Here is a 26,182-nt window from a genome sequence, read left to right on the forward strand (position 1 = left end):
GTGACGATGCGCCTGCCAGAATGGCGCCATGCCCCGAAGCACGTGGAAAGGCGCCGTATCGTTTGGCCTGGTCACTATCCCGGTCACGTTGTATGCGGCAACCGAGGAGAAGGACATCTCGTTTCGCCAGGTGCACCCAGCCGACGGCGGGCGCATCAAGTACAAGCGGGTCTGCGAGGTGTGCGGCCAAGAGATCCCCTTCGCCGAGATCGGCAAGGGCTATGAAACCGCCGATGGGCGCATGGTGATCTTGGAGGCGTCCGACTTCAACGAGCTGCCGTTGCCCACAGCCAAGCAAGTGGAGATCGTGCAATTCGTCGACGCCGACGAGATCGACCCGGCGGCCTACGACAAGGCGTACTTCCTCAAAGCCGACGGCCCCGGCGCGAAGCCCTACGTCTTGCTGCGCGAGGGGCTGGCCCGCTCACACAAGGCGGCCGTGGTGAAGGTGGCGCTGCGGTCGCGTGAGTCGCTGGCGCTCATCCGAGCGCACGGCGATCTGCTCTTGCTGCAGACACTGCTGTGGCCAGATGAACTACGTGATGGTCAGTTCGCGGCGCCCCGCGAGGATGTCGCCGCCAGCCCGGCCGAAGTCGACATGGCCAGCATGTTCATCGACCAACTCACGGCGCCCTACGATCCCAGCCAGTTCACCGACTCTTATCGTGACGCGCTGGAGCAGGTGGTGGCGGCCAAGCTCGGGGACACTCCTGTGCCCGAACCGACCACCACGAGTGAGGGCACCGGTGAGGTGGTGGACCTCGTGGCCGCCCTCAAGGCATCGGTGGAGGCCGCGAAGAAGAGGCGGGAGGCTGCCGCGAAGGCAGGCTGAGGGTGAACATTCAGGAACCAGGCGGGGCAGGGGCGACCCGACGTGTCCGGCTCGCGGACGTGGCGGCTGCGGCGGGGGTGTCGACGTCAGCGGCGTCCTTCGTGCTCAATGGACGGACCGACCAGCGGATCCCCGAGGAGACCAAGGAACGCGTCCGGCGGGCTGCAGAGGAACTGGGCTATCGTCCCAACGCGACCGCCCGGACCTTGCGGACGGGGACCTCGGGCGCGTACGCCTTCGTCTCGGACTTCATCTCCAGCACGTCGGTCGCCAACGCCATGGTCCGCGGCGCGCTACGCGAACTGGACGCGCATGGCGCGCTCATGTTCGCTGTCGAAACGCAGGGCAATGCAGACATGGAGCGTCGGCTGATCGAGCAACTGGTGGATCGTCACATCGACGGCGTGATCTATGCGTCCATGTTCACCCGCCATGTGGCGATTCCGGAGTTGCCTGCCGGAGTACGGCTGGTGTTGTTGAACTGCCTTCCCCCTGCCGGGGTAGCAGATCGGGGCGTGACGGCTGTCGTCCCGGACGAACTGGGGGCGGGGCGGGCCGCAGCGCAGGTGCTGCTGACGGCTGGGCATCGTGATCGCATCGCCTTTTTGGGTAGTTTCCCGGACGGGATGAGCGGCGGGCAGGAATGGGGAGGCCTGCATCCTCTGGCGTTGGACTTGCGCGTTCAGGGGATCACCGCGCGACTGGCCGAGAGCGGGCTCGCCCTCGCCGAGTCGATTCCCGTCACGGGTTGGGACATCGCCGATGGGCAAGCCGCAGCCGAAACGCTCGTGGGTGCAGCGCTGCCGTCAGCGATCATCTGTGCCAATGACCGGCTGGCCCTGGGTGTGATGCGGGCTCTGCGCCGCTACGGGGTGCGCGTTCCGGAGGATCTCTCCTTGGTGTCGTTCGATGGGAGCCAACTGGCCGACATCACCGATCCGCCTCTGGCCTCGCTGGCGTTGCCCCTGGAGGGCATGGGCCGACACGCCGCCCTACGAGTGTTGGAGGATGCACCTTCACCGACGGTTGAACTGTTGCCCATGCCGTTGGGGCGGACGGGCACCATCGCGCCGCCGCCGCTTCCCTAACGACGCCGCCTAGTTGCGACCCCCCTTCCCGGGAGATACCATCGTCCTGCTATAACGATTTAGCAGGCGCAGTGGGGCGCCGATGAGGAGAGAAGCCAACGATGGTGGAACAGCGCATCACAGCGGGCGAGGGGCCTGAAGTGCCCCTGGGCGGACCAGTGCTGCTGGCGCCGTTCCTGCGTGCGCGCCTGGGCCTGGGGCAACCTCACCTCCCCGAGACCTTCCTGCGTTCACAGCAGGGGTGGCGTCCGCCCCAGGATGTCGACACGGTGCATCTCCACCTCCCCGACACGACAACCGGAACCGTCCCGGTGCGTCTCTACCGGCCTCGCGGAATCACGGGAGGCCTTCCGGGACTCGTGTGGTTCCACGGTGGTGGCTTCACCCACGGCTCCCTCGACTGGGGCGAGGCACATGTGCTCGCGTTGGAGTTGGCCTCGCACGCGCAAATCATCGTCGCGAGCGTCGGCTACGCGACCAGTTCCTACCCGGACGCCCTACGAGACGCCCGGCGCGCCTGGGCCTGGCTGGCGAGCGCGGGGGAGTCGCTGGGCATGGCCGGTGTCCCTGCAGCCGGGGGCGCGAGCGCGGGCGCCAGCCTGGCCCTGAGCGCGTCGGTGGCGGAGCGAACACCGGGCACACCCGCGGCAACAGCTTTCCTAGGGCTCTACGGGCTCTATCACGCAAGCATCTCTGCCCCGGACCCCACGACCGCCCGTGCCCTAGCGGATCTGCCCGCTGGCGTCTGATTCGACACCGCAGCCTATGCGCGCTGGGTGCAGACGGTGCGCGAGGACCTAGACGACCCGAACGCCCTGGATCCGGGTGCCCTTCCCCTGATCGAGATGCCGCCCACCGCACTAGTGGAGTGTCAGTACGACGACCTGCGGGCCTCCACCAGCACCCTCGCCCGCACCCTGCGCGAGTCCGGGGTCATCGTCCGCGAACTGTGCGTCGACGGAGTCGTGCACGGGCATCTCAACTGGCTACCCGGGGCTGACTTGCCCCAGGTCGAGACCACCCTCACCTTCCTCGAGGACGCCTTGCGCGACCTCCCGCAACCCAACACCGAGGCCCCAGTGGCCGTTACGAAGGAGTAACCCATGTCAGTCGTGTCCACCGCCAAGACGCCTCACCCGTGGTGGGTGGCGTTCGTCTGTGGCATGGCGACGTTCGTGGACGCCGCCACCACCGGTATCGGCATCGCGCTGGTGCTGTTCCAGTCGATGGAACCGGGCCAGCCCGGGCTGAGCGCCAACGAGGTCGGATTCCTCACCGCAGCCCTGGCGCTGGGCGTGGCCGTCGGCTCGTTGCTCGGCGGACGACTGGGTGACCGGTTCGGACGCCGCACCGTGTTCCTGGTGACGATGGTCCTCATCGTGCTGGGATCCATCGCCCCGTTCCTCTCGTTGAACTTCGGGATCATGTTCCTCGGAATCGCGGTCATCGGCCTCGGCGTGGGGGCGGACCTTCCCGTCGCCTTGGCCAGCATCTCCGAGGCAGCGACTGACGACAACCGCGGCAAACTGATCGTGTTCTCCAACCTCATCCCCGTGTTGTTCGGATTCACCTTCGCGACGGTGCTGTCCTCGGTGCTGCTGGCCACCGTCGCCGGGGCTTTCTGCTTCGAGACCATCATGAAGGTGTGGACGCAGGAATCCTTCCCGACCCTGATGCGCGGCACCGCTCAGGGGTTCATCTATGGCATCTCGCGGTTCGCGGCGGCCGGGCTCAACGCGGTGACGCCGATGCTGCTGGCCTTCAACGCTAAGGGCCTCTACCTCGGCATCGCCGTCCTTGCTGCGGCCGGGTTTGCGATCGGCTGGGTCGGCTTCCGCAAGGGCGCTGCCAACCAGTTCGACTCGGAGGCGACAATGGAGCCGCTCGGTGCCTCTCCGGCCCGACTCGTGACCGGCACTCAGGGTGCCATGGAGGAGGGACAGCGATGATTGTTCGCCCGTTCGAGACCACCGTCGAGGATCTGGTACTTCGCGGCACATTGTCCCTGCCCGATGCTGTGTCGGGGCCCGCCCCCGCCGTGGTGCTCCTGCACGGCTTCGGAGGGAACCGGATCGAGGGGGCTCGGTTCTTTGTGGATCTTGCCCAAGCACTGACGGATCACGGCGTCGTCGTGCTCGCCTTCGACCGCGCCGGGCATGGCGAGAGTGGCGGAAGCTTCTTCGACACCAGCGTGACCCAGGATGTCCGCCACACCCACCTGGTCCTCGATGCGTTCGCGGCCCTCCCCGAGGTGGACGCCGACGATCTGCACTTGGTCGGTCTGAGCCTGGGGGCTGTCGAGGCTATCGCTGTGGCGGCGTCGAGCCCCCGCACACTGCGGTCGGTGACCATGCTGTCCACCGCAGCCATCTTCGTGGACGAGATCGGCTCAGGTTTCATCCAGGGGCGCTCCCTGGCCAGCATCGATACGGTCGGGTACTTCGACTTCCTCGGTCAGAAGATGGGGCCGGCGATGGTGGAGGACGCCCGGCACTTTGATCCGTACGCTGCGGCGGCTGCCTATCGCGGCCCGACGCTGCTGCTGCACGGGACCAACGATTTCGTCCCCGTCCGCTACGCCGAGCGCTACCTGGAGGTGCTGGAGCAGGCCACCCTCGACGTCGTGTCGGATGCCGACCATGGCTGGATGACGGTCCCGCACCGCGAACTCGTGGCCCGCCGGGTCGTCGCGCAGGTCCTGGCCCACGCACGACACGGACACGGGGAGGCTCACGCATGACGAGCATCGGTGAGGTCATCTCCCTGCCCGACGGCACGAGTGTGCGGTTGAGTGGCCACCTCGACCTGCTCCGCAACGACGGGGGCGTGCGGCCCGTACGGTTGCCGGTGGCGTCCTGGGACCGGTTCCCCCCGGCTGCGGAGATCATGCGCACCGTGGCGAGTCAGGCGTCCGGGGTCCGCCTCAGCGTCCGCGCGGACGCCCCGCGCCTGACCTTGGCCGTGCGGTGTACGCGTGTCGACTTCAGCGACGATGCTGGTCAGCCCATCGAGGGGCCGGTCAACGACGTCGTCGCGACCATCGAAGGCCTCCCCGTGGCCCGGGTGCGAGCCAGCGTCGACCAGGTGGAGGAGGTGGGTCCCGGCGGGCGTGTTGCCGTCGTGCGTCGCCATCGCCTCTCCTCGGCTCTGACGCTGGACGGGCTTGGTGAGGGCGTCAAGGACGTCACGATCTGGCTTCCGCAAGGCATGGAGGTGGACCTGCTGGGGTTGCAAGGGGACGGCTCGATCGTGCCCGCCCCCGCGTCAGGACGCCCGGTGTGGCTCCACCACGGCAGTTCGATCAGCCATTGCGCCAGCCCGGTGGACCCGCTGTCGTCGTGGCCGGTTGTGGCGGCTCAGGCGGCCCGACACGAGGTCATCAACCTCGGCTTCTCCGGGCAGGCGATGATCGACCCCTTCACGGCAGATGCCATCGCCGCGACTCCCGCCGATGTCATCTCGTTGTCGTTTGGCGTCAACATCGTCGGGGCGCGGAGCATGGACGAACGCACGTTCGTGCCAGCCGTGCACGGCTTCCTCGACGCGGTACGCCGGGGGCATCCCCACACCCCGATCGTGCTGCTCTCCGCGATCCTGTGGCCCGGCAGCGAGGACGTACCTGGGCCGTCCCGCGTCGACTTCGCCGAGGATGGCTCCTTGAGCGTACGCACCTGCGGGAACGTGGACGACATCGCCACCGGCGCGCTGACGCTGGCCACCTCACGCGACCACCTGCAGCACGTGGTGCGGGTGCGGGCGGCAGCGGGTGAGCCCATCTCCTATCTCGATGGACGCAGCCTGTACGGCCCCGACGATGCCGTGAACGCCCCGCTGCCCGACGGCCTGCATCCTGACGGGCCCATCTACCAGAGGATGGGCGCTAGATTCGCCTCGATGGTGTTCGCTCCCGGTGGGGCGTTCGCCAGTGACGCGCCCGTCTCACCAGCTCAGGAGTCCTGATGACCTCGACCACGCCACGCACGGGGCCCCAGTTGATCGCCTACGCCGACCGGTTGGGCGGCAGCGTCGCGCAGGTGGCCGCACTCCTGAGGGGCCCCCTGGCGGGCGCCTTCGACGGAGTTCACCTGCTGCCGTTCTTTACCCCGTTCGACGGCGCCGACGCGGGTTTTGATCCCGTCGATCACACCCAGGTCGATCCGCGGCTGGGGACGTGGACCGACGTGGCCGATCTGGCCAGCGACCACGCGGTCATGGCGGACATGATCGTCAACCATGTCTCCGCCGACAGCCCGCTGTTTCGTGACGTCGTCGCTCGCGGTGACGCGTCCGAGCATGCAGGCCTGTTCTTGACCCTCGATCGCGTGTTTCCCGACGGGGTGAGCGAGGAGGATCTGTGTCGGATCTACCGCCCACGGCCGGGGCTTCCCCTGACCCCCATGACGCTGGGGGACCGCAAGCGGCTGGTCTGGACGACGTTCACGCCGCAGCAGATCGACATCGACGTGGACTCCCCTGCGGGGCAGGCCTACCTGGATTCGGTCCTGGACGCGCTCACCGGGGCCGGGGTCTCGCTGATCCGGTTGGACGCGGTCGGTTACGGGGTCAAGACGGCGGGCACATCGTGCTTCATGACGCCGGACACCTACGCGTTCATCGACGCGCTGACTGCTGCGGCACAGGCGCGCGGGGCACGGGTCCTGGTCGAAATCCACTCCCACTTCCATCGGCAGATCGATATCGCCTCGCGTGTGGACATGGTTTACGACTTCGCGCTGCCCCCGCTGGTGCTCCACACGCTGTACACCGGGGACACGGCGGCGTTGCGTCGCTGGTTGGAGATCCGGCCGCGTAACGCGGTGACCGTCCTGGACACCCACGACGGCATCGGTGTGGTCGACGTGGGGCCCGACCAGATTGAGCCTGGTCGCGAGGGGCTGCTGTCCCGGGAGGCGGTGGATGCGCTGGTCGAACGGATCCATACCGAGTCGGCGGGGCAGTCGCGCCAGGCGACGGGCTGGGCCGCGTCCAACGTGGACGTCTACCAGGTCAACTGCACCTTCTTCGACGCCCTGGGCCGCGACCGGGCACGGTACCTGACGGCCCGCGCCCTCCAGTTGTTCGTCCCGGGTATCCCGCAGATCTACTACGTGGGTTTGCTCGCGGGGACCAACGACATGGACCTGCTGGCCCGCACCGGTGTGGGGCGCGATATCAACCGCCACTACTACACCGACACCGAGGTCGATGAGGCCTTGGCTGACCCGCTCACGGCGACCCTGGTCGATCTGCTCCGATTGCGACGTGAGCATCCCGCTTTCAGCGGCGATTTCACCGTGTCCGGTGAGGGGCCCGACTTGGTGATGACCTGGCGTTTGGGTGAGCGCTGGGCGCAGTTGGGGGTGGACGCCGCGCACGGCACCAGCGTCGTGGAATGGAATCAAGAAGACGGCTCCGTGAAGACCTGTGCGGTGACGCGGGGCTGATCTGCGGCGTGCGGCAGCTCAGGGATGCGTGGCGAGCCACGCGTCGCCCACGCGTCCCTGAGCCTCGAATGCGTCGGTGATCAGGGGCGCTGCCATCGTCTCCAGGCGCGGGCCCAGCAACGGAACCCGCACGACCAGGTCGGCCTCATACGTCAGCGTGCTGCCGCCCTGAGCGGGGGACAGCACGGCCGTGCCGGTCAGTGACACCGGAGCGCCGCCCACGGTCAACGTGACCGCTCCCGTCCGGGCGCCCAACGCGTCCGGTTCGCCCCAGACGGTCTCCTGCGTGATGTTCAACTGCGGTCCCAGGAAGCTGCGCAATGGGGCGGGCGTCTCGATGGCGCCCTCCACCGCCGTCCGGGTCGCGCTGGCCGCGACGCGGGAGGTGGGCGAGCCGAGTTCGGCCGCGGCGTGGGCGAGGAACTCCTCGTCAGTGACCATCGCGAAGACACGCTCGGGGGACGCCGGGAAGTCGAGCCGGGTGATCAGATGCATGCCCCTTGATTACCGTGCCCAGCCACGCTCCACCAAATGCGGCGCCGGTCCCTCGCATGCCGACGGTAGCCGTTCCCCGAATCCAGGCCAGTGGCTAGCATGGCAGTGAACGATCCACACGCAAAGGAGCGCGATCATTCATGCGAGCTGACGCGAAGAAGTCGTCGCTGTCGGAGGAATCAGAAGAGGTTTTCGCGAATCTGCGTGAGGCTGTGGCGGCTCGCTTTGTGGCCGCCTACACCAGCGAGGGCACCCTGCCAGGCCAGGCGGCACCCCCGGTAGATCGGCCTCGGTGCGCCGCACACCTGCGGCTCGGCCGAACACGGCCCCCGGGCACCGACCAGGTCGCCGTGATAGCCCCTGACGGGGGAGCGCCGGTCGAGGGCGAGGCCCTCATCCTCCTCGTCGTCACCGAGGATCGGCCCTTCCTGGTCGATACTGCGCTCGCCCGGGTGAAGGAAATGGGGTGGACGGTACGCGGCGTGTCCCACCCCATCCTGAGTGTGGTGCGCGACGCCGACGGTGTGCTGATCGATCTTGCACCTGGAGGGCATGAGGAGTCGTGGCTCAGTATCGAGGTGTATCCGCCCCTGGGCCCCTGGGATGACGGCCGCATTCCCGCGCTCCTGGAGTCGGTCTCGGCGGGTCTAGCCGCGTCCAGACTCGTCGAAGATGACGCCGACGCGTTGCGCGCAGCGGCCCTGCGCGTCGCTGCCGTGGCCTACACCCGGCCCACGCCCCCAGGGGTGGAGGGACGCGGCGAAGAGGTGGGGGAACTCCTCACCTGGCTCACCCAAGGACACTTCACCTTCTTCGGCTACCGCCACTACCGGGTCGAAGGCGATGCGATCGAACCAGACGTGGAAACAGGCTTGGGGTTGCTACGCCACCCCGCCGGAGCAGAGTTCTTTGCCCGCCTGCCAGGGCGCGACGACCGCCAACTCCTGGTGGTGACCCGCGATTCACGACGCTCCCCGCTGCAGCGCTCCGGTTTCCTGGACTACCTGGGTATTCGCGAGTTCTCCGCGTCGGGCATGATCGTGGGGGAGCATCGGTTCCTCGGTGTCCCCAGTCCCGGATCGAGCAGCGAGCCCCTCTCGGGTGTCCCCGTCCTCGGCCCCAAGGTGTCCCGCGTCCGCGAGTTGCTGGGACACGATCCCGCCTCGCACTCGGGGCAAGTGATCGAGCAGACCCTCGCATCCTTCCCGCGGCACCTGCTGTTCGAAGGGGACCCCGAAACCCTGGCCGCCGATATTGCCAAGGCCGCGGCGATCCAGGAACGCGGCGCAGCCGGAATGCTGCTGCGTCCCGGCGCCTACGGGCGCTTTTGGACTGCCGTGATCTACCTGCCCCGCGATGGGTACCGCACTGCGGTGCGTGAACGTGTGGAGAAGGTCTTGCTGGCGGGCCTGGGGGGAACATCGCTGGAGTTTCAGGTAGCCGTGACCGATGCCCCCATGGCGCGCCTCATGCTCGTCGTCAAGACCGATCCGGAGTCCGTGCGCGCCCCTCTCGACAGCGCCGCATTGGAGGCCGAGGTCGTTGCCGCGACCCGAGGCTGGGCAGAAGAGTTCAACGAAGCGGCAGCGGACCTGCCCGCCCAAGCTCGCGGGGTCATTTTCGGTGAGGCCTACCAGTCCGCCCACGAACCGTGGCAAGCCGTCGCCGACCTTCAGTTGGCCAACCAGTTGACGCGCCCCGATGATCTGCGATTCGTCATGTATCGCCCCGATGATCCCGGGGATGCCGCCGACCTGCGCTTCAAGATCATCACCGCCCAGCCGATGTCACTGTCCCGCGTCCTGCCACATCTGGACGCCCTCGGCCTGGACGTGTGGGACGAACGCCCCTTCCTGTGGGATCTCCGCGGCACCCCGGTGTCGGTCTACGACTTCGGGTTCACCCTCCCGGCCGGGCAGCGCCCTGCGGACTGGACGCTGGCCGATCGCGCCCGGTTCGCGGACGCCTTCGCCGCCTCCTATCAGGGGCGCACCTACGCGGGAAAACTCAACCGACTGGTCATGCATGCGGGGCTGACCTGGGAGCAGGTGTCGTGGTTGCGAGGCATCTCCCGCTATCTGCGTCAGGCGGGGATCCCCTTCAGCCAGCCCTACGTCGCTGACGCGCTCACGGCCCACCCGCGCATCGCGGCCGCACTGGTCGATGCGCTCGCGGTGCGGTTCGATCCGGCGCGCGGTGGCAGCCTGACGGAGCGGACCGCCGCCTTCGAGGACGCCTGCGCCGGCATCGAAGCCTCGTTGGACCAGGTGACCAACCTGGACCACGACCGCATCGCGCGCCTGTTCCTGGCTGTCCTCAAAGCCATGCGCCGGACCAACGCCTTCGTCCCCGGGCAGCAAACGTTTGCCTTCAAGCTCGACCCGACCGCGCTGGACCTCCTCCCGCACCCGCGTCCCGCTCACGAGATCTTCGTCGCGAGCCCGCGAGTGGAAGGCGTCCACCTGCGCTTCGGCGATGTGGCCCGCGGCGGACTGCGCTGGTCGGATCGCCCCGAGGACTTCCGCACCGAGGTCTTGGGCCTGGTGAAGGCGCAGATGGTGAAGAACACGGTCATCGTCCCGGTCGGCGCCAAGGGCGGATTCGTCCCGCAACGGCTACCGGACCCGCGTTTGGACCGCGCTGCGTGGCTGGCCGAGGGGCAAGCGTGCTATCGGCTGTTCATCGAAGCCCTGCTCAGCGTGACCGACAACCTGGCTGCTGGCGTGGTCGTGCCCGCGGATCGTGTCGTCTCCTACGACGGGGACGACACCTATCTGGTCGTCGCCGCCGACAAGGGGACCGCAGCCTTCTCCGACCTGGCCAACGAGATCGCGGTACGGCGCGGATTCTGGCTCGGCGACGCATTCGCTTCGGGCGGATCGGTCGGCTACGACCACAAGGCCATGGGCATCACCGCACGCGGCGCGTGGGAGTCGGTGAAGCGGCACTTCTACGAGGCGGGTCTGGACTGCCAGGAGGAAGACTTCACCTGCGTCGGCATCGGCGACATGGGCGGGGACGTCTTCGGTAACGGCATGCTGCTGTCGCGTCACACCCGACTGGTGGGGGCCTTCAACCACCAGCACATCTTCGTCGACCCCGACCCGGACGCGGCGGCGTCCTTCGTCGAACGGGAGCGACTGTTTCGCACCCCCGGGACGACCTGGGCCGACTACGATCCCTCGCTCATCTCGGCGGGCGGCGGAGTGTTCTCCCGGGCGGCGAAGCGCATCGCGATCAGCACGCAGATGCGCACGGCCTTCGGGCTCGCGTCCGACGTCACCGCCCTGACGCCGACCGCGCTGATCTCCGCCCTCCTCACCGCACCGGTCGACCTCCTGTGGAACGGCGGCATCGGGACGTATGTGAAGGCGAGCGGTGAGACCCATGCCGACGTCGGGGACAAGGCCAACGATGCGGTGCGCGTCAACGGGGCCGAGGTGCGGGCCACGGTGGCGGGCGAGGGCGGCAATCTTGGATGGACGCAGCGGGGACGCATCGAGTACGCCCGCGCAGGGGGACGGATCAACACAGACTTCATCGACAACTCCGCTGGAGTCGACACGTCCGACCACGAGGTCAACATCAAGGTGTTGCTCCAGCCGGCGGTGAGCGAACGGCGGCTCAGCGCGGGGGAGCGGGCCACCCTGCTGGCGTCCATGTCCGACGACGTGGCTCGCCTGGTGCTGGCCCACAACATCGACCAAAACCGTGCTTTGTCCGTTGAGCAAGCCCAGAAGCCTTCCCTGCTGGGCGCCTATGAGACGTGGTTGCAGCACCTGGAACGCGGCGCGGGCCTGGACCGTGACTTGGAGGGGTTGCCAGGGCGGGAGGAGATGGTACGCCGCATCCACGACCAGGTGGCCTGGACCCGCCCCGAGTTGGCCGCCATCTTGGCCTGGACGAAGATCTATCTGGAACGCCTGGTGGCGGCCTCTGCACTCCCCGACGATCCGTACCTGGCGGACCGGTTGACCTCCTATTTCCCGGCCCCGGTGCGTGAACGCTTCGCCGCCGACATGGCCCGGCATCCGTTGCGGCGCGAGATCGTCACGACGGTGACGGTCAACCGGTTTGTGAACTCTCAGGGGGTGACCGCCTTCAGCAGGTTGTCGGAGGAGACAGGCGCCGACGTCACCGAGGTCATCAAGGCGCAGTTGGCTGCCCGCACGATCTTCGCGGTTGCGCGCTTCGAGTTGAAGCTCCCCAGCCTTCACCTGCCCGCGGCCGCCGAAGTGCGCGTGCGGGTGGCGTTACAGCAGATGATCGAGCGAGGCACGCGTTGGCTCCTGCACCATCGCCGCGGCGATCTCGACATTCGTGCCGAGGCCGAGACCTTCACTGCGGGCGTGGGGGAGGTGCTGCGCACGTTCACCCAGTACGCCACGGCGCGGCAGCGCACCTGGATGGCGCACGACGTCACGGCACTGGAGGCGTCCGGGGTCCCCCACGACATTGCGGACGCGTCCGCGCGAGCCCTGTGGGCCCACCAGGCATTGCCGATCGTGGACCTCTCCCGGACCCTCAAGCGGCCCCTCGACGTGGTGGCCGGGGTCTACTTCGGTCTGGCCGGGGTCCTGGGGCTCGACCTCGTCTTCGAGCGGGTCAACGCACTGGATCGGTCCACACGCTGGGACACCATGGCCCGGGCGGCGCTGCGCGACGACCTCACTTCGGTGCAGTCCGATCTGGCGAGCGCCGCGCTGCGTGCTGCGCCCGCGTTGAGCGACCCCGAGCAGATTCTGGCCGCGTGGCAGGAGTCCATTGGCGGCATCGGACGCGAGGCAGCCCTGCTGGAGGAGATCACCGGCGAGGAAGCGACGCTGGCGCGCATGTCGGTGGCAGTGCGGACGGCTCGGACCCTGTTGGTGGGGCGCACATGAGGCAGACTTCTCTCATGCGGATCGACCTGCACACGCACAGTTGTGTCTCCGACGGCACCGACACGCCCGCCGTGCTCGTGGCTCACGCTGCGGCGGCCGGGCTGGACGCGATGGCCTTGACCGATCACGACACCTTCGACGGGCTACCGGACGCCTTCGCTGCCGCCGCCACCGAGGGCATCGAGGTGCTGGGCGGGTTGGAATTCTCGACCCAATGGGAGGGCCATTCGGTCCACCTGCTGGGGTACGGGCCGCGCGTCGAGGACACCGCGCTCACTGCGGAACTCGCCCGCGTACGCGAGGGCCGCGACGCCCGCGTCCCGGCGATGGTCGCCAAACTCACGGCCTTGGGCTATCCGCTGACGTTGGCCGACATCGCCGCGCAGGCCCATGGTTCCTCCATCGGGCGGCCCCACATCGCCGACGCGATGGTGGCGCACGGGTATGTGCAGCACCGCGATGAGGCCTTCGAACGGTTCCTCTTCGATGGCGGCCCTGGCTTCGTTGACCGGTACGCCACCCCGTTGCTGGAGGCGCTGGCCTTGGTGAAGGGGGCGGGAGGAGTGAGCGTTATCGCCCACCCGTGGAGTCGGGGATCGCGGGCGGTCCTTCCCGAAGGGGTGATCGCCGACCTCGCCGCCGCTGGCCTCGATGGCCTAGAGGTGAATCATCCCGACCACGATGAGGCGACGCGTGCACAGTTGCGTGATCTGGCGCACCGCCACGATCTGCTCGTCACGGGTGGCAGCGACCATCACGGGACGGGAAAGACGCGCAATCCCCTGGGCGCCGGGCTCACCGAGCCGAGCGTCTACGCCGAACTCAAGCGGCGCATCGCCTCCTTGGCGTAGTGCCCGCCGGATCAGACGAGGCTTACTTCTCGCAGGCGATCCCATCCCCGTCGCGGTCCAGATGCTTGGCGTAGCCGGGTTGCCCTTTGTACAGGGGGGCCATGCCCGCGGCACGGACCGCAGCGCAATTCTTGTAGGAGGCGGCGGCTACGGCGACCTTGGTGGGCGCGGGATTCGCCGCTGCGGCCTTGGTCGCGGGGGCTGCCTTGGCCGCGACCACCGTGGTGCCACTGGCCACCCGCGTGCTACTCGTGGCACGCGTGCTGGTGGCCGGGGCCGGGACCGGGGCGAACCGCACGATCGTGGGCTGGCTGGTGGCGGTGGCGGGGGCTTGCGGTGCGGGCGGCTGGGTGGAAGCCGGGACCACGCTCGGCGTCAGGGTCGGGGTCGGCGTCGGGGTTGCGGTGGCGGTCGGGCTTGGGGTCGTGGTCGTCGCCGCGACCTGAGTGCTCGGCACTGCAGGGGTGGTGGCCGGGGCAGGGGTCAAGACGCCACCGACGATCATCACCGCAACGGAAGCGACCTGAATCACGACGGACTGTAGTGGGGCGCAGCCCGCCCGAGCCATTCCGCGTGCCCGCCGCCTGCCCGCGGGTTAGGATGGAGGGCATGAAGCAAACCGGGTGGTGGCGGTCGTAACGACGGCCCCGGCAACAACCCTGGTAACGGCCGTCCTGCGGGCGGCCGTTTCGCACGTTCGCGGGCCTTCACGACGAGGAGAACCATGACCGACGACAGCCTGTCGACGCCTACCGACGAGGTGGGCGACGCGCTTGCCACCTCAACCTCGGAGGCGAGCCTGGCGCGCACGGAGCAACGCAGCCACGAGATCGAGGCGCAGATCGCCGCCGACCCCTCGAAGTTCCGCGTGATGACGGGGGACCGCCCCACCGGCAGCCTCCACGTGGGGCACTATTTCGGTTCGCTCATGAACCGGGTGCGGCTCCAAAACGCCGGGGTCGACACCTTCGTGCTGATCGCCGACTACCAGGTCATCACCGACCGCGACGGCACAGGCCCCATCGCCGAGCGCGTGAGGGGATTGGTGACCGACTACCTGGCGGTGGGCATCGACCCCGGCAAGTCGACCATCTACACGCACTCCGCAGTTCCTGCCCTCAATCAGCTGATGCTGCCGTTCTTGTCCTTGGTGAGCGATTCGGAGCTGTACCGCAACCCGACCGTCAAGGCCGAACACGAGGCCACCGGCGGCCGTCCCATGTCGGGGCTGCTGCTCACCTATCCCGTGCACCAGGCCGCCGACATCTTGTTCTGCAAGGCGAACCTCGTCCCTGTTGGCAAGGACCAACTCCCGCACCTGGAACAGACGCGTGTGATCGCCCGGCGTTTCGATGAACGCTATGGCCGAGCCAACCCGGATGCGCCCGTCTTCCCGCAGGCCGAGGCGCTCCTCAGCTCCGGATCGCTCATCCTGGGCCTGGACGGTGCCAAGATGAGCAAGTCGCGCGGCAACACCATCGAACTGCGGATGACCGCCGATGAGACCGCGAAGTTGCTCAAGCGCGCCGTGACCGACTCCGATCGTCACATCACCTTCGACCCGGTCAACCGTCCCGAGGTGAGCAACTTGCTGACCTTGGCCGGGCTGGCCACGGGACGCGATCCGCGGGCGATCGCCGAAGAGATCGGCGACGGCGGTGGTGGCGGCCTCAAGCGCTACCTCACTGAGGTGCTCAACGAGATGCTCGCGCCGATCCGAGCCCGCCGTGCAGAGTTGGCCGCTGATCCCGGCTACCTCGCTGATGTCCTGGCGGCCGGCAACGCCAAGGCCAACGCCGTCGCTGATGCGACACTGCGGGAAGTCCGCGATGCCATGGGGATGGCGTACTGATGTCCGGCTCAGGAACGGTCGGCTGGGTGATCTCCCGGCGCACCGGGTGGCGCGCCGTCTGGGGCGCGCTCGGGATTCTCGTGTTCGGTGCGGCTTTCGTGGCTGCCCTGGTCGCCTTCATCGCCGCCCCCCACGTCGATTCAGGCATGCTGGTCATCATCACCTTGCCGTTCTTCGCGGCTGCGCTCGTGATGGCGGCTGAGGCGCTCATGCAGGGCATGGTGCATGTGGATCAGCAGGGATACACGATGCCCTTGCGCCCACGCCACGCCTGGAAGGATGTGCTCGGCGTCGGATTCGGCGAGGTCGACGGGCGGCGCCTCCCTGTCGTGGCGCTCGCCACCCCAGGCGACTTTCCGGTAGCCCAAGACACGTTCCCTGGGTTCGCCGATGACGATGGCGATGCCCTCGTGGAGGCGATGGTGCGCTGGACGGGTGACTCGCAAGGGTTTGCGGGGCTGCGCCCCAGCGAAGGCTGGTGGGCCGCAGCCGAAGCCGAAGCCGACCGGGTTACTGGTGTGGTGGAGGCGGCGTCGGGTCGTACGCCGGTGTCCCGGGAACGGGTGGCCTACGGCTATCCGGGAATGGTGAGCGCCATCCGACTCGACTATGGAACCAACGCGGCGGGAGACCTCGTGGAGGTGCTGTGCCGACGCACCAGCGATCTGGCCGTGACGCGGGAAGGACGGCGCTGGTTGCGCCAAAATCGCAAGCGCTCCGCTGACCCCGCAGGGCAGGTCGCCTGGTTGCTGGGCGACTATGAGGTGGCCCATGTCCCCAACACGGGGGCGGGCTTCGACCGATTGACCCTTCAGGTGCCCGGGCAACGCCCCCTGCGGTTTAACGCTGAGGAACCGGATCGATTCGCGGTGGCCGCATGAGTGCTGCCGAGGTTCGCGAATTGCCCCCCACCGAGGGAGGCGAACTGGACACCCTCCTGGGATTCCTGGAGTTCCAGCGCGGCACCATCGCCCTGAAGACGCAAGGCCTGGACGACGCTCAGTTGCGCACCCCCTTGCCGCCCTCCACCATGACGCTGGGTGGACTGCTGAAGCACCTGGCCTTCGTGGAAGACTTCTGGATCGGGATGACCGTGACCGGCCGAGAGCCTGCGGAACCGTTCGCGTCGGCCCCGTGGGGCGATGACCCCAACTGGGATTGGAGTTCATCGGCCTGGGACACCGCCGCCGAGGTGCGTGGCGGATGGGAGGCGGCGGTAGAGCGCTCCCGCACGGAGCTTGCCGACGTGATCCTCGACCTCGGGGATGCGGCGTTGGGGACGCGGATCCCGCGCTGGGAGTCCGACGAAGCGGTGTCTCTGCGCTGGGTGCTGCTGCACCTGATCGAGGAGTACGCCCGGCATGCCGGACATGCCGATCTGCTGGCTGAGAACGTGGACGGACGCCTCGGGGTCTGACGCTCCCGCGTCGTGGGGTGAACGCAGCGAACCCCTGGCTTGCAGAAAAGCCAGGGGTTCGTCGTTGCAGGGGCCCGTCAGTTCACGACTGGGCCGGCTCGGGCTGAGGCGTCTGCTGGTCGGCGCTGGACCTGCCCCGCCCACGCCCGCCGCGACGACGGCGACGCGTGCCGGCAGGCTTGTCGTTGTCGCCGCTCTCCGCAGACGAGCCGGTCACAGCCGCTGTAGCGCTCGTGACGGCGGAGGCGCCTTCGTCGGCGGACTGCTCGGCGACGACCTCACCGTTGTGGAGACGCCGACGCGTCCGGTTGCGCGGCGGGCGCGCCTCCCGGGGCTTGCGCTCGCGCGCCTTGGGCTCTTCACGACGCGCCTCACGCAACCGGCCCTTCGTCCCCTCAGGGATGTGCAGGTCGGTGAACAGGTGCGCGCTGGTGGAGTAGGTCTCCACCGGATCGGTGAAGTCCAACCCGAGGGCCTTGTTGATGACCTTCCAGCGCGTGATGTCGGCCCAATCGACCAGGGTCACGGCCACACCGGTGTTGCCCGCGCGGCCCGTACGGCCAATGCGGTGCACGTAGGTCTTCTCGTCATCGGGGCACTCGTAGTTGATGACGTGAGTGATGTCAGCCACATCGATACCGCGCGCGGCAACGTCGGTGGCGACCAGAACCTTGACCCGATCCTCGCGGAACTTGGTCAACGCCTTCTCGCGCAAGACCTGCGACAGGTCACCGTGGATGCTGGTCGCTGAAAAACCGCGCTCCTCGAGATCATCGGCCAGCCGCTGGGCCGCGCGCTTGGTCCGGGTGAAGATCATGACCTTGCCCGCGTGATCGGCTTGCAGAATCCGCGAAACGATCTCCGGCTTATCCAGATCGTGGGCTTGGTACACGAACTGGGTCGTGGCCGGGACGGTGGTCTGCTCGTCGTGGCCTTCGGCCCGGATGTTGACCGGCTGGGAGAGATGGCTGCGTGACAGCGAGACGATCGCGCTCGGCATCGTCGCAGAGAACAGCAGGGTCTGGCGCGAGGCGGGAGTCTTGGCGATGAGGCGATCCACATCGGGCAGGAATCCCAGATCGAGCATCTCATCGGCCTCATCGAGAACCAGAACCTTGACGTGGCTCAGGTCCAGCGCCCGGCGATTGACCAGGTCGAGCAGGCGGCCGGGAGTGCCCACGACCACGTCGACACCGGCCGTGAGGGCGTCCAACTGCGGCTCGTAGCCCACTCCGCCATAGACGGTCAGGATGCGCGCCTGGCGCACCGTTGAGGCGTCCTTGAGGTCTTCGGTGATCTGCAGGGCGAGTTCACGCGTCGGCGTCATCACGAAGGCTTGCGGCTTGCCGGGGAAGGCCATGTCCGCGTAACCGGGGTCGGTTGGCACGGTGATGCGTTCCAGCAACGCAATGCCGAAAGCCAGCGTCTTGCCGGTGCCGGTGCGTGCCTGACCGATCATGTCGGTCCCCGCCATCGCGATCGGCAGCGACATCGCCTGAATGGGGAAGGGGTGAGTGATGCCCTTCTCGGCCAGCGCCTCGACGATCTCGCTGCGGACGCCGATGTCGGCGAACGTGGGCTTGTCGGATGCTTGTGCGGGTAAAGATGAAGTGCTCAGGGTCGTGCCTCACTACTCACCGGCGCGTAGCCGGGAACGGACCCTCCGCAGGCGCGACGCACGCGGGTGCGCACAGCGGCGGGGACGCACGAAGGCGTGCGTACCCGCCCTACTCTAGCTCAGTTGCTGACGGCGCCGAACCCGACGGCGCGGGTGTGCTCGCTACCCAACTCCACATAGGCAATCTGGGCGGCCGGGATCAGGACCTTACGGCCCTTCTCGTCGGCGAGCACCAGGGTGGTCTGGTTGGCGATCGCGTCGGCCAGCGCCTTCTCGATCGTGGCCGCCGACTCGCGCGACTCAACAACGACTTCGCGCGGCACGTCGCGCACTCCGACCTTGATCTCCATGGGTTTTCCCTTCGCAGGCTCGATTCGTCCTCGACCCTACCTGGGGCCGTGTCGGCGTCGCAGGGCACTTCGCGGCGGGCGAACGCGCCAGGTCACGGCGCGGGGAGGCTGGGGCGCTGATCGGTCAACACGGCGGCGAACAGGTCCCCATCGCGATGGACGCGCTCCAGGACGTCGGGAGCGGTGAAGGTGAGCGGGGCTCCCACCCTGGCAGCCTCCACCTCGTCCCAGGTGAGAGGAGTGGACACCGTGGGGGTGGCGCCGGCGCGCAGAGAGTAGACCGACACTGTCGTTCTGCCGGGCAAGTTCTGGTTGATGTCGAGCAGGATCTTGCCTGCTCGGGCCTCCTTGCTCACCGTGGTCACGAAGAGTTCGGGATGCCGCGTCATGAGGGTGCCAGCGACGGAGGTGATGTAGGTCAGGGCCGAGCCCGCCGGGGTGGGGGCCACCGGCGCATACACCTGGATTCCCTTGCGCCCCGACGTTTTGGGGTAGGCCCGTAGTCCGGCCTCAGCGAACTCACCGGCCACCAGAAGCGCGGCTAGGGCGATCAGCGGCATCGTGACGTCGGCTCCCGGGTCCAGGTCCATGACGACCTGGTCGATCAGCACCTGAGGGGAGAGGCGTACAGGGGCCCCCTCGTCCGGGGTGCGCCACTGCGGTGTGTGCAATTCCAAGGCGGCCAGGTTGGCCATATAGACCAGCGTCGGCACATCGTTGATCAGGGGATAGATCACGGCGCCATCGGTCCCGTCGACCACCTGACGCTGAAGCCATGCGGGTGCCGCGGCGGGAACGTTCTTTTCGAAGAAGGACGGCCCCGTGGTTCCATGCGGGAAGCGCACCCGGGTGACCGGGCGCCCACTCAGGTGAGGGAGCATCACCGAGGCGATCGCCCGGTAGTACTCGATCACCTCGCCTTTGGTGAATCCGCAGGGGTACAGCACCTTGTCGAGGTTGGTCAGCCGGAGCGTGCGTCCGGCCACGTCGGCGGTGACATCGGCCATGGACTCACGCTAGTCGGCTCGCCCACGGCATCGGCGGGCGGGATCGGATCGGATGCGTCTGGGTCTTGTGGCTCGAAGTGTCGGTGTCGTGTGATGGGATGACGCCTGTGATGAACGTGGTGGCGCAGGCGCAAGGTCCGTTGCTCTTGCTGGGCGCCTCCGGCACGGGCAAGACCACCTTGTTCGTGGACGCCGCAGCCCAACGGTTGCGCGAAGGGCGCCCGCCCGCGCTTGTTTTCGCGGCATCGCGTCAGGCCGCCTCCGAGATGCGCGACCGCATCGTGCGCGCCTGTGGGCAGACGATGCTGGCACCGCGTGTCCTCACCATCCATGCATTTTGCCGAGAACTGATTGGCGCCTTCGGGCACGACGACGACGCCACTCCTGAACTCTTGACCGCTCCCGAACAGGAGTTCCGGATCCGCGAACTGCTCGCGGGCTGGGCGGGGAGTTGGCCCCAGGAGTTAGCCGATGCGGTCGGAACACGCGCCTTTGCTGCGCAGATCCGAGCCGTTTTGGCGCGTGCCCGGCAACTGGGTCTCGACCCGGAGGACGTCCTGGCTCATGGGGCGGCCGCGCGGGAGCCCGGGTGGGGTGCTGTCGGTGCGTTCATGGCCGAGTACCTGGACGTGCTCGACGCCGAAGCCCGCCTGGACTACGCCGAACTCGTGCATCGAGCCCGCCTCCTGATCGAGCGTGAGGACATCCGCCGTGCGGTGCTGCAGGGGGTGGGTGCGGTCTATGTCGACGAATGGTGCGAACTGGATCCCGCCCAGATCTCCCTGCTCCGCGCACTGGTGCCGGAGGGGTTCCCCGTGGTGGCCGCTGCTGATCCCGACACCGCCATCTACCGCTTCCGTGGGGCGCATCCCCGAGCCGCCGAGGAGTTCATCCGTCTCTTCGCCACCCCAGACAAGCCGCCGGCCATCCACGTTTTGACGCACGCCTGGCGGCAGTCTCCGGCCCAGGTTGCGGCGTTGGGGAGCGTCCGGCAGCGCCTCGGCGCCCCCGCGCTGCACGACAGCGACGTGGCCAGGCGGTACCGCGACACCGACGCCGGTGGGGCGGGGATGGTGGATGTGTGGACCTGCCCAGACGAGGCGACGCAGGCGCGCGTCATCGCCGGGGAACTGCGTGCGGCACACCTCGAGCAGGGGCTGGCGTGGGGAGACATGGCGGTGCTCGTGCGGGCCGGCCGGCAGCAAATCCCGCCGCTGGCACGCGAACTGGCCGATGCCGGTATCCCCGTCGAGGTGGCGGGCGATGAGATCGGTCTTGCGGGAGAGTTGGCCGTCCGACCCCTGCTGCTCGCACTCGAGATCGCCGGTCGCGGCGGCGTCCCCGATCCCGACGAGGCGCACCGTCTTCTGCTGTCTGGGTGGGGTGGGTTTGACGCGGTGTCGATCCGGCGGCTGGGGCGGCGGCTTCGCGGTGCGCCTGCCGAAGGGGCGGGGATCCCCGCCGAAGCGCTGATCGCGGAAGCGTTGGGCGGCCTGCGGGACATCCCCGAGGGCGAGGAGACCCTCGCCCTACGGCGCGACCTCCTCGCTGCAGCCGCCACGACCATTCGCACGGGCGGACGCCCCGAGGACGCCCTTTGGACGCTGTGGGCGGGCACCGACTGGCCCGCCACCTTGCGACAAGAGGCGTTGAGCGGCGGCGATTCGGCTCCGCGAGCCCACCGTGATCTGGACGCGGTCACCGCCCTTTTCACGCTGGCACGTGAGTCTCTTGCGCCAGTCGGTGACGAGGGCGTGCGCTGGTTCCTTGCCGAGATTGCCCAACAACAAATTCCCGCGGATAGCCAGCGCGAGGCAGCCGTCTTCGGCCGAGGCGTCCGCGTCCTTACCGCGCACCGTGCCAAAGGGCACGCGTGGCCGTTCACCATCGTCGCGGGGGTTCAGGAAGGGATCTGGCCCGACATCCAACGCCGGGGATCAGTATTCGATCCCCTCAAACTGACCTCTGCCGGGCTGGGGGAAGGCGTCTCCACACGCGAGTTGGTCGCCACCGAGCGCAGGCTCTTCCTCCTGGCGTGTTCGCGCGCCCAGCACCGTCTGCTGGTCACCGCCGTGGAGGGGACCAACGGCGAGGACGACCGACCTTCACGGTTCTTGTCGGAACTGGGGCGTCCTCTCCGCACCGTCGACGCCCCCGAACCGCGCTTGCACACGCTGCGAGCACTCGTGGCCGACCTGCGACGGACAGCGCAGGATGACGCCGTACCACCCTCCCTGCGCCAAGCGGCGACGCGGAGGCTGGCTGCGCTCGCCCAGCAGCGCGACGACAGCGGGACACCCCTGGTTCCCGATGCGGATCCGCGGCGCTGGTGGGGGCTCGCCGAGCCGACGAGTTGGGCCGCGCCCACGCCCGAAGATCGCCTGGTGCTCAGCCCCTCCCAGTTGGAGGGAATCTTGGCCTGCCCACGCCAGTTCTTCCTGCGTAGGGAGGCTCGAGCCGACCCGCCGCGGGGGAGCGCCACCGTGGTGGGATCAGTCATCCACGCGGTCGCCGAACGTGCGGCCACCGGAGAACTGTCGGCGCACAGTGCGGAAGGGCTCCTCGACGAGATCTGGGCCGACATTCCCTTCGCGGCGGCCTGGCTTTCGGCGTCCGAACGAGCGGACGCCGACGCCGCGGTGGCGCGGTTCCTGGCATGGCAAGCCGGCCACGAGCATGCCGACCTCGTGGGGGTGGAGGTGCCCTTCGCTGTGCGGATCGACATCGACGGGGCCGTCGTGACCCTGCGCGGCAGCGTCGACCGACTCGAGCGCACCGCAGGAGGAGACCTGCGCGTGATTGACTTCAAGACGGGCCGTTCCACCCCCACCAAGGACGAGGTGGCGCGCATGCCACAGATCGGCGTCTACCAACTCGCGATCGAGGCGGGTGCCTTCGACGATCTGGCACCAGGAGCTGCTTCGGCGGGAGCGAGCCTGGTCTACCTGCGTCATGACGACAACGAGGGTTGGCCCAAGGAGTTTCGCCAGCCGTCGCTCACCGAGGCCCCCCATCTCACCGACGATGCAGACGAGTTGGCCTATCCGACGTGGGTCCATCAGCGCGTAGCCCAAGCGCACGCAGTGCTGGCCAGCGGCCGATTCGACGCGCGCCCTGGCCCCGTTTGCCGCCATTGTCCGGTGGCATCGAGTTGTCCGGCCCGAAGTGGACAGGTGATGTGACATGGTCCGGTTCACCAGCCCGAGTGACCTCGTTGAGGCCTTAGGCATTCCGTTCTCTGCGCAGCAGATCGCGGCCATCACCGCGCCCTTGGAGCCTGGCGTCATCATCGCGGGGGCGGGGTCGGGCAAGACCACCGTGATGGCCGCGCGGGTGGTGTGGCTGGTCGGGACGGGACAGGTCCGCCCTGAGCAAGTTCTGGGGCTCACCTTCACCCGCAAGGCGGCCGCCGAATTGAGCGGACGCGTGCGCGCCGCCCTGACCAGTGCTGGCGTCGTGGACGCCTCCGGCTACGACGACGCCGGCGAGCAGGTCATCATGACCTATGACGCGTTCGCCGCGCGGCTGGTCGCCGATCACGGGTTGCGCATCGGCGTGGAGGGGGATGCGCGCATGCTGACGGGGGCCTCTCGCTTCCGTATCGCCTCCACGGTGGTCGCTCGAGCGCCCGGTCCCTGGACGGAGTTGGCACGGCTGCGTCCTGACTCCGTGACCGACAAGGTGCTGTCGCTGGACGCCGAGTTGTCCTCCCACCTGGTCGCGCCGCAGCGCCTCCTCGATCATGGGCTGGAGGTGATCACCGGGGTGGAGTCCTCACCCCGCACTCGCACGAAGGCGCTGTACGCCTCGATGAAGAAGGCAGCGGCGGTGGCGGCCGAACGAGCCGAGCTTTCGGGGCTGGTGGAGGACTACCAGCGCCTGAAGCGGGAGCGGGGTGCCGTCGAGTTTGCCGACCAGATGGGCGTCGCCGCCGACCTCGCGCGCCGAGTGCCTGAGGTGTCGCGCGCCCTGCGTGACCAGTTTCGCGTCGTCCTCCTCGACGAATACCAAGACACCTCCAGTGCGCAAGCGGCCTTGCTTTCGGCCCTGTTCTCGGGGTCGGACGAGGAGCAGGGGCGCGGCTTCCCGGTGACCGCTGTCGGCGACCCGTGCCAGGCCATCTACGGCTGGCGAGGGGCGGCAGCAGCCAACATCATCACGTTCGCCACGCACTTTCCCCGTGGCGACGGTTCACCGGCGGTCGACTATGCCCTCACGGTGAATCGACGTTCGGGACAACGCATCCTCGACGCGGCGAACGCCTTGTCTGCCCCGCTGCGCAACGACGAGGAATTGCAGTGGGACGGCATCAACACCGATCTGGTCGCCCCGCCACACACCCCACCAGGGGACATCAGGGTCGCCACGTTCGGCACCTGGCCAGACGAGATGGCCTGGATCGCCGACGACATCGCCGCCACCCACGATGCGGGTCGGGCCCCACGCTGGTCCGATATCGCCGTCTTGGCGCGCCGCAACCAGCACATCCGACCGCTGTACGGGGAACTCCTCGCCCGCGGCATCCCGGTCGAGATCGTGGGGCTTGATGGTCTCTTGGCGGTTCCCGAGGTTGCCGACGTGGTCGCGGTGTTGCGCGTCCTGGGCGACGCCACCGCCAACCCGGACGTGGTGCGCATCCTGACCGGTCCCCGCTGGGCGATCGGGCCGACCGACCTGGCGACGCTCGGCCGTCGGGCCCGCGAACTGGCCGGTGAGACACCCCCCGAGCCCGGGCGCACGCCGCAGCAAGAGATCGCGGCCATCATCGACCAGACCCAAGCAGCCCAGGCGCCGTCGCTGGCCGAGGCCCTCAGCGACCTGGGGGAGGGGCCCTACACCGCGGCCGGCCGCGAGCGCCTCACGCGCTGTGGCCGAGAGTTGTCCGCGCTGCGTGCCCACGTGGGGGCACCGGTCACGGATCTGGTGCGCCGGGTGATCACCGTGCTCGGCGTCGAGGTGGAGTTGGCGATGCGCGGGCCTCACGGGACGCGGCAACTCGACGCCTTTGTGGCGCAGGTCGCGGGGTACGCCGACGTGGACGGGGACGGTTCGCTGCCCGGCCTCCTGGGGTGGCTCAACGCCGAACAGGAGCATGGCGTCGGCCTCGAGCAAGCGGTCCCTACGGCGTCGGATTCGGTGAAACTCCTCACCATCCACCGGGCCAAGGGGCTCGAGTGGGAGGTGGTCTACCTGCCTGCGCTGGCGGACAAGGTCTTTCCCTCCGAACGCGTCCAAGGCAACTGGTTGGCTCGCTCCGACGTGCTGCCTGCCGACCTTCGCGGGGACGCCGACAATGTCGCCCAGTTGGCTGACTTCTCCAACGAGGACGTGAAGGACTACACCGAAGCGCTGAAGCGTGAGGCCCGACGGGCTGATGATCGGCTGGCGTACGTCGCGGTGACCCGGGCCCGTCAGCACCTGGTGGCCACCTCTCATGCATGGAGTGACCTGCTCAAACCCCGGGAGCTCTCGCCCTACCTCCTGACGCTGGAGAAGTTCAGCGATGAGGCGACCCATGAGCCCGTTCCACCCAGCAATCCCTTACTGGGTCACGGGGGTGGGCTCCCGTGGCCCACTCCCAGCGATGAGGCGCAGCGGGCGCGTCGTCAGGAGGTAGCTGAGGCAGTCATGGCTGCCCAGAGCGCGCCAGCGAACCCCGAGGAACCAGCGCTGTTCCTCGACGAGGCAGCCGTGGTCTCCCGCTGGGACGCGGCGGCTGACCAGTTGATCGCAGAGGCGCGGCTGCGGCGCGGTCGAGGGGGAGGCCCCATCGCCCCGCCCTACTGGTCGGCGACCAGCCTCATCGCCGCCCGCGTGGCCCCTGAGGAGTTCCGCGCCGACCTGCTGCGGCCGATGCCGACGCCGCCCCAGCGATCGGCCCGTATCGGTGAAACGTTCCATGCGTGGTTGGAGCGCCGCAGCAACGAGGCGCCCGCGCTCGTGCCTCAGCCTGAGGGCGCCGCACCGGATCCCGCATTGCAACGGCTGATCGCCGCTTTCGAAGCGGGCCCCTACGCTGACCGTCACCCGATTGCCACCGAGGTGGGCTTCTCCTTGTTCCTGGGAGGCGACGTCGTCCGCGGGCGCATCGACGCCGTGTTTGCGACCGACGACGGGTTCCAGGTGGTGGACTGGAAGACGGGGCGCGCTCAAGAACCAGACCCTCTGCAGTTGGCGTTGTACCGGCTCGCGTGGTCCGAGATCACGGGCACCGACCTGGGAGCGGTGGATGCCGTGTTCTACGACGTCCTCGGCGCCCGGAGCGTTCGCCCACCCTCGTTGCCGACGCGTTCCGAACTGGAGCGGCTGATCGGCGAGGTGTCGCAACAGCACTAGCGTGGGAGC

General features: G+C 68.4%; 20 protein-coding genes. 15 read left to right on the forward strand and 5 right to left on the reverse strand.

All coding sequences use genetic code 11. The features are described 5' to 3' along the window. Window positions 1–28 precede the first annotated feature (28 nt). The 8 genes from ku to gtfA all read left to right on the forward strand — a co-directional run bounded on the left by ku (window position 29) and on the right by gtfA (window position 7,364). Window positions 29–832: a non-homologous end joining protein Ku gene (gene ku / locus C1706_RS00275; protein ID WP_129457209.1), complete on the forward strand. Its 804-nt coding sequence runs from the start codon at window positions 29–31 to the stop codon at window positions 830–832. Window positions 833–834: 2 nt separating this feature from the next. Then, entirely contained in the window at window positions 835–1,920 is a 1,086-nt protein-coding gene (locus C1706_RS00280; protein ID WP_129457210.1) for a LacI family DNA-binding transcriptional regulator, read from the forward strand. 101 nt (window positions 1,921–2,021) lie between these two features. Continuing rightward, window positions 2,022–2,669 (forward strand): alpha/beta hydrolase, encoded by a 648-nt coding sequence (locus C1706_RS14815; RefSeq protein ID WP_129457211.1) that lies wholly within the window; start codon window positions 2,022–2,024, stop codon window positions 2,667–2,669. Window positions 2,670–2,705: 36 nt separating this feature from the next. Continuing rightward, a complete protein-coding gene (locus C1706_RS14820) occupies window positions 2,706–3,020 on the forward strand; it encodes an alpha/beta hydrolase family protein (protein ID WP_164987362.1) in 315 nt (104 codons plus the stop codon). A gap of 3 nt (window positions 3,021–3,023) precedes the next feature. Continuing rightward, a complete protein-coding gene (locus tag C1706_RS00295) occupies window positions 3,024–3,869 on the forward strand; it encodes an MFS transporter (protein ID WP_129457213.1) in 846 nt (281 codons plus the stop codon). After that, window positions 3,866–4,660: an alpha/beta hydrolase family protein gene (locus C1706_RS00300; protein WP_129457214.1), complete on the forward strand. Its 795-nt coding sequence runs from the start codon at window positions 3,866–3,868 to the stop codon at window positions 4,658–4,660. Before C1706_RS00295 ends, C1706_RS00300 begins: the two co-directional genes overlap by 4 nt. Further along, a complete protein-coding gene (locus C1706_RS00305) occupies window positions 4,657–5,880 on the forward strand; it encodes an SGNH/GDSL hydrolase family protein (RefSeq protein ID WP_129457215.1) in 1,224 nt (407 codons plus the stop codon). Before C1706_RS00300 ends, C1706_RS00305 begins: the two co-directional genes overlap by 4 nt. Beyond that, the gene (gene gtfA / locus C1706_RS00310; protein ID WP_129457216.1) at window positions 5,880–7,364 is read left to right on the forward strand and encodes a sucrose phosphorylase; all 1,485 of its coding nucleotides are present in this window, start codon (window positions 5,880–5,882) and stop codon (window positions 7,362–7,364) included. The genes C1706_RS00305 and gtfA overlap by 1 nt, the downstream gene beginning before the upstream one ends. Window positions 7,365–7,382: 18 nt before the next feature. On the opposite strand, the gene C1706_RS00315 is transcribed toward gtfA, so the two are convergent. Next, window positions 7,383–7,859 carry a DUF2505 domain-containing protein gene (locus C1706_RS00315; protein ID WP_129457217.1) on the reverse strand — a complete coding sequence of 159 codons (477 nt, stop codon included), beginning with the start codon at window positions 7,857–7,859 and terminating at the stop codon, window positions 7,383–7,385. Between the two features lie 140 nt (window positions 7,860–7,999). Here C1706_RS00315 and C1706_RS00320 point away from each other — a divergent pair, with 140 nt between their 5' ends. Both C1706_RS00320 and C1706_RS00325 read left to right on the forward strand, forming a co-directional pair. Next, window positions 8,000–12,742, forward strand: coding sequence for an NAD-glutamate dehydrogenase (locus C1706_RS00320; protein WP_129457218.1), 4,743 nt, complete (start codon window positions 8,000–8,002; stop codon window positions 12,740–12,742). 14 nt (window positions 12,743–12,756) lie between these two features. Then, window positions 12,757–13,593: a PHP domain-containing protein gene (locus C1706_RS00325; protein WP_129457219.1), complete on the forward strand. Its 837-nt coding sequence runs from the start codon at window positions 12,757–12,759 to the stop codon at window positions 13,591–13,593. Window positions 13,594–13,615: 22 nt separating this feature from the next. Here the strand turns inward: C1706_RS00325 and C1706_RS14200 are convergent, their stop codons facing one another. Beyond that, a complete protein-coding gene (locus C1706_RS14200; protein WP_241653351.1) occupies window positions 13,616–14,125 on the reverse strand; it encodes an excalibur calcium-binding domain-containing protein in 510 nt (169 codons plus the stop codon). 192 nt (window positions 14,126–14,317) lie between these two features. On the opposite strand from C1706_RS14200, the gene trpS reads away from it, so the two are divergent. The 3 genes from trpS to C1706_RS00345 are packed head-to-tail and all read left to right on the forward strand — an operon-like array spanning window position 14,318 to window position 16,862. Continuing rightward, window positions 14,318–15,445: a tryptophan--tRNA ligase gene (gene trpS / locus C1706_RS00335; protein WP_129457220.1), complete on the forward strand. Its 1,128-nt coding sequence runs from the start codon at window positions 14,318–14,320 to the stop codon at window positions 15,443–15,445. Next, complete coding sequence (locus tag C1706_RS00340; RefSeq protein WP_129457221.1) at window positions 15,445–16,326, forward strand: hypothetical protein; 882 nt, start codon at window positions 15,445–15,447, stop codon at window positions 16,324–16,326. The genes trpS and C1706_RS00340 overlap by 1 nt, the downstream gene beginning before the upstream one ends. Further along, on the forward strand, window positions 16,323–16,862 hold the full coding sequence (locus C1706_RS00345; RefSeq protein WP_129457222.1) for a DinB family protein: 540 nt from the start codon (window positions 16,323–16,325) through the stop codon (window positions 16,860–16,862). Before C1706_RS00340 ends, C1706_RS00345 begins: the two co-directional genes overlap by 4 nt. An 82-nt stretch (window positions 16,863–16,944) precedes the next feature. On the opposite strand, the gene C1706_RS00350 is transcribed toward C1706_RS00345, so the two are convergent. The 3 genes from C1706_RS00350 to ligD all read right to left on the reverse strand — a co-directional run bounded on the left by C1706_RS00350 (window position 16,945) and on the right by ligD (window position 19,837). Next, a complete protein-coding gene (locus C1706_RS00350) occupies window positions 16,945–18,480 on the reverse strand; it encodes a DEAD/DEAH box helicase (protein WP_431830677.1) in 1,536 nt (511 codons plus the stop codon). Between the two features lie 119 nt (window positions 18,481–18,599). Beyond that, window positions 18,600–18,830: a DUF3107 domain-containing protein gene (locus tag C1706_RS00355; protein ID WP_129457224.1), complete on the reverse strand. Its 231-nt coding sequence runs from the start codon at window positions 18,828–18,830 to the stop codon at window positions 18,600–18,602. A gap of 92 nt (window positions 18,831–18,922) precedes the next feature. Then, the gene (gene ligD / locus C1706_RS00360; protein WP_129457225.1) at window positions 18,923–19,837 is read right to left on the reverse strand and encodes a non-homologous end-joining DNA ligase; all 915 of its coding nucleotides are present in this window, start codon (window positions 19,835–19,837) and stop codon (window positions 18,923–18,925) included. A gap of 98 nt (window positions 19,838–19,935) precedes the next feature. Between ligD and C1706_RS00365 the strand changes: the two genes are divergently transcribed. Together C1706_RS00365 and C1706_RS00370 are read left to right on the forward strand one after the other, a co-directional pair. Further along, window positions 19,936–23,019 carry an ATP-dependent helicase gene (locus tag C1706_RS00365; protein ID WP_129457226.1) on the forward strand — a complete coding sequence of 1,028 codons (3,084 nt, stop codon included), beginning with the start codon at window positions 19,936–19,938 and terminating at the stop codon, window positions 23,017–23,019. Between the two features lies 1 nt (window position 23,020). Further along, complete coding sequence (locus C1706_RS00370; RefSeq protein ID WP_129457227.1) at window positions 23,021–26,173, forward strand: ATP-dependent helicase; 3,153 nt, start codon at window positions 23,021–23,023, stop codon at window positions 26,171–26,173. Window positions 26,174–26,182: the final 9 nt, after the last annotated feature.

The organism is Propioniciclava flava, assembly GCF_004126535.1.
Classification (GTDB): domain Bacteria; phylum Actinomycetota; class Actinomycetes; order Propionibacteriales; family Propionibacteriaceae; genus Propioniciclava; species Propioniciclava flava.

Excerpts from the sequence above, each read along its gene's own strand:
- C1706_RS00305 (WP_129457215.1), top strand. The coding sequence starts at position 4,657 with ATGACGAGCATCGGTGAGGTCATCTCCCTGCCCGACGGCACGAGTGTG.
- trpS (WP_129457220.1), top strand. The coding sequence starts at position 14,318 with ATGACCGACGACAGCCTGTCGACGCCTACCGACGAGGTGGGCGACGCG.
- C1706_RS00370 (WP_129457227.1), top strand. The coding sequence starts at position 23,021 with ATGGTCCGGTTCACCAGCCCGAGTGACCTCGTTGAGGCCTTAGGCATT.
- C1706_RS00340 (WP_129457221.1), top strand. The coding sequence starts at position 15,445 with ATGTCCGGCTCAGGAACGGTCGGCTGGGTGATCTCCCGGCGCACCGGG.
- C1706_RS00300 (WP_129457214.1), top strand. The coding sequence starts at position 3,866 with ATGATTGTTCGCCCGTTCGAGACCACCGTCGAGGATCTGGTACTTCGC.
- C1706_RS00320 (WP_129457218.1), top strand. The coding sequence starts at position 8,000 with ATGCGAGCTGACGCGAAGAAGTCGTCGCTGTCGGAGGAATCAGAAGAG.
- C1706_RS00325 (WP_129457219.1), top strand. The coding sequence starts at position 12,757 with ATGCGGATCGACCTGCACACGCACAGTTGTGTCTCCGACGGCACCGAC.
- C1706_RS00355 (WP_129457224.1), bottom strand. The coding sequence starts at position 18,830 with ATGGAGATCAAGGTCGGAGTGCGCGACGTGCCGCGCGAAGTCGTTGTT.
- C1706_RS00295 (WP_129457213.1), top strand. The coding sequence starts at position 3,024 with ATGTCAGTCGTGTCCACCGCCAAGACGCCTCACCCGTGGTGGGTGGCG.
- gtfA (WP_129457216.1), top strand. The coding sequence starts at position 5,880 with ATGACCTCGACCACGCCACGCACGGGGCCCCAGTTGATCGCCTACGCC.
- C1706_RS00345 (WP_129457222.1), top strand. The coding sequence starts at position 16,323 with ATGAGTGCTGCCGAGGTTCGCGAATTGCCCCCCACCGAGGGAGGCGAA.
- C1706_RS14815 (WP_129457211.1), top strand. The coding sequence starts at position 2,022 with ATGGTGGAACAGCGCATCACAGCGGGCGAGGGGCCTGAAGTGCCCCTG.
- ligD (WP_129457225.1), bottom strand. The coding sequence starts at position 19,837 with ATGGCCGATGTCACCGCCGACGTGGCCGGACGCACGCTCCGGCTGACC.
- C1706_RS00365 (WP_129457226.1), top strand. The coding sequence starts at position 19,936 with ATGACGCCTGTGATGAACGTGGTGGCGCAGGCGCAAGGTCCGTTGCTC.
- C1706_RS00315 (WP_129457217.1), bottom strand. The coding sequence starts at position 7,859 with ATGCATCTGATCACCCGGCTCGACTTCCCGGCGTCCCCCGAGCGTGTC.
- ku (WP_129457209.1), top strand. The coding sequence starts at position 29 with ATGCCCCGAAGCACGTGGAAAGGCGCCGTATCGTTTGGCCTGGTCACT.